3 protein-coding genes are annotated in these 2,685 nt (G+C 62.5%); 2 read left to right on the forward strand and 1 reads right to left on the reverse strand.

All coding sequences use genetic code 11. The features are described 5' to 3' along the window. Positions 1-142 precede the first annotated feature (142 nt). Positions 143-1,615: an AMP nucleosidase gene (gene amn / locus NUV89_RS29050; RefSeq protein WP_163011824.1), complete on the forward strand. Its 1,473-nt coding sequence runs from the start codon at positions 143-145 to the stop codon at positions 1,613-1,615. A 71-nt stretch (positions 1,616-1,686) separates the two neighbouring features. Beyond that, positions 1,687-2,322 (forward strand): pseudouridine synthase, encoded by a 636-nt coding sequence (locus NUV89_RS29055; RefSeq protein ID WP_242551609.1) that lies wholly within the window; start codon positions 1,687-1,689, stop codon positions 2,320-2,322. On the opposite strand, the gene NUV89_RS29060 is transcribed toward NUV89_RS29055, so the two are convergent. Next, the gene (locus tag NUV89_RS29060) at positions 2,317-2,526 is read right to left on the reverse strand and encodes a DUF2788 domain-containing protein (RefSeq protein ID WP_025999909.1); all 210 of its coding nucleotides are present in this window, start codon (positions 2,524-2,526) and stop codon (positions 2,317-2,319) included. The two genes, NUV89_RS29055 and NUV89_RS29060, sit on opposite strands and share 6 nt — an antisense overlap. Positions 2,527-2,685: the final 159 nt, after the last annotated feature.

Genomic DNA, 2,685 nt, shown 5'->3' on the forward strand with positions numbered 1-2,685 from the left:
GGTGTATCAGTCACCTATTCAGTAGCTGACCCACCGCATTCGCGAGCAAGCCCGCTCCCACATTATTAATCGCATTCCAATTCCTATGTTTCAGTAGGGCTGGGATACAGGCAAGATAAAGGCCTGCACGTCAGAACACAGGATGCTTACCGTGACCGAAGCTTTTGTTGTCGTTCAATCCGCCGAAGAAGCCGTGGACCGGCTGGCGGCTCTGCATGAGCGTGCTACCGGCGCACTCAACCAGGCCCTCAAGCAATACCTCAAAGACCGCGTCGAGCCCGACGCCGAACAACGCGCGCTGTTTCGCTACCCGGAACTGCGCCTGACCTACCACTGCCACGGCGAAGTCCCACAGACTACCCGGGCGTACGCCAAGGTCCAGTTGCCGGGGACCTACAGCGTCACCGTCACCCATCCCGCCGCGTTCCGTAAGTATCTGCTGGAGCAACTGGTGCCGCTGATGCACGACTTCACCGTGACGGTGGAAGTGGGCGTCAGCCAGCAAAACATCCCGTACCCGTACGTGGTGGAGCAGGGCGATGAACTGGCCGGCTCCGGCGTGACCGCCGCGACCCTGGCCCGTGTGTTCCCGAGCACCGACCTGTCGGCCGCCACCGATGGCATCGCCGACGGCCTCTACGACTGGGAAAACACCGACCCGCTGCCCCTGGCGCTGTTCGATGCGGCCCGCGTGGACTTTTCCCTGCGCCGCCTGGTGCACTACACCGGCAGCGACTGGCGCCATGTGCAGCCGTGGATCCTGCTGACCAACTACCACCGCTACGTGGACCAGTTCATCCTGCATGGCCTGGAACAACTGCGCAGCGACCCGCGTTTTATCCGCATGGTGCTGCCGGGCAACGTGGTGATCGACAAAGCCATGGACCACGGCGAAGCGTCTGCCATTGCAGCGGGCGTGGTCTGGCACCGTTATCAGATGCCGGCCTATCACTTGCAAGCCACTGATGGCCACGGTGTGACCCTGGTGAACATCGGTGTCGGCCCGTCCAACGCCAAGAACATCACCGACCACCTGGCGGTGCTGCGTCCGCATTGCTGGCTGATGATCGGCCACTGCGGCGGCCTGCGCCAATCCCAGACCATCGGTGATTACGTACTGGCCCACGCCTATATGCGCCGCGACGGGATTCTCGACCGGGTGGTGCCGCCGAATATCCCGATCCCGGCCCTGGCCGAAGTGCAGATGGCCTTGCAGCAAGCGGCCGCCAACGTCACCGGCGAAAAAGGCGAAGAGCTGAAAAAACGCCTGCGCACCGGCACCGTGCTGACCTACGACGACCGTAACTGGGAGCTGCGCTGGGCCCAGGAACGGCCGCTTATCAACCTGTCCCGCGCCGTGGCGGTGGACATGGAAAGCGGCACCATCGCCGCCCAGGGTTATCGCCTGCGGGTGCCGTACGGCACGTTGCTGTGTGTCTCGGACAAGCCGCTGCACAGCGAGATCAAGCTGCCGGGTTCGGCCAACGCGTTCTATGAGCGTGCGGTGAGCCAGCACTTGAAGATCGGCATCGAGGCGGTGGATTTGCTGCGCACCGAACTCAACTCGCTGCACTCGCGCAAACTGCGCAGCTTCGACGAGCCGCCGTTCCGCTAAGCGGTTGGGATGGTCATTTAACGGTCAGGCCACTAGCATTGTCGGTCCTGACCGTTAGATGTACCGAAGCCATGTCCCGTCCCACCCGTCCCGATTCGCGCCGCCCTGGCGTGAAGCCCCCGTATTCCGCCGCGCGTCGCGTTGCCAAGGCGCCGCCGGCCGAGCCGAAGTTGATCCTGTTCAACAAACCCTTCGACGTGCTGACCCAGTTCAGCGACGAAGGCGGGCGCGCGACCCTCAAGGATTTCATCGACATCCCCGGCATCTACCCGGCGGGCCGCCTGGACCGTGACAGCGAAGGTTTGCTGCTGCTGACCAACGATGGCCAGTTGCAGGCGCGGATCGCCGACCCCAAGCACAAGCTGGCGAAAACCTATTGGGTGCAGGTGGAAGGCGAACCGAGTGAAGAACAACTGCAACGCCTGCGTGCCGGTGTGGAGCTCAACGACGGCATGACCCTGCCCGCCGAAGCCCGGCAGTTGGCTGAGCCCGAGTTATGGCCGCGCAACCCGCCGGTACGCTTTCGCAAAAGCGTGCCCACGTCGTGGCTGGAATTGGTGATTCGGGAAGGGCGCAACCGCCAGGTTCGGCGTATGACGGCGGCAGTAGGCTTGCCCACCTTGCGCCTGGTGCGTGTACGAATTGGCGACTGGACGATTGACGGCCTGGACCAGGGCCAGTGGAAGGAAGTGCCGGCGCGCCTATAGGGCACCGGACTCGATCAGGCCGATCACCACGCTCTTGATGATGAACGCGGCCACACCCAGGCCCAGTACGAAGAACAGGATGAACGAGCCAAAGCGCCCGGCCTTGGACTTCTTCGCCAGGTCCCAGACGATAAAGCCCATGAAAATGATGAGGATGGTGACCAGGCCGGTCATCATCCATTCTTCGAAGAGGGCGGGGTCGATGTTGTTCATGGGGTATTTTTCCGACAATACAGGCGGGAAGTATACGGCAGGGCTCCAGGCACAACATTGATCTGGATCGAAGTGCAATCCAAATGTGGGAGCGGGCTTGCTCGCGAATACGGAGTGTCAGTCGCTACATGCGCTGACTGACCCACCGCT

The sequence above is a fragment of the Pseudomonas sp. 18.1.10 genome (assembly GCF_024655625.1).
Lineage (GTDB): Bacteria > Pseudomonadota > Gammaproteobacteria > Pseudomonadales > Pseudomonadaceae > Aquipseudomonas.

What these genes read in the sequence shown, in the direction of transcription:
- NUV89_RS29055 (WP_242551609.1), top strand. Translation starts at nt 1,687, where the DNA reads ATGTCCCGTCCCACCCGTCCCGATTCGCGCCGCCCTGGCGTGAAGCCC.
- amn (WP_163011824.1), top strand. Translation starts at nt 143, where the DNA reads ATGCTTACCGTGACCGAAGCTTTTGTTGTCGTTCAATCCGCCGAAGAA.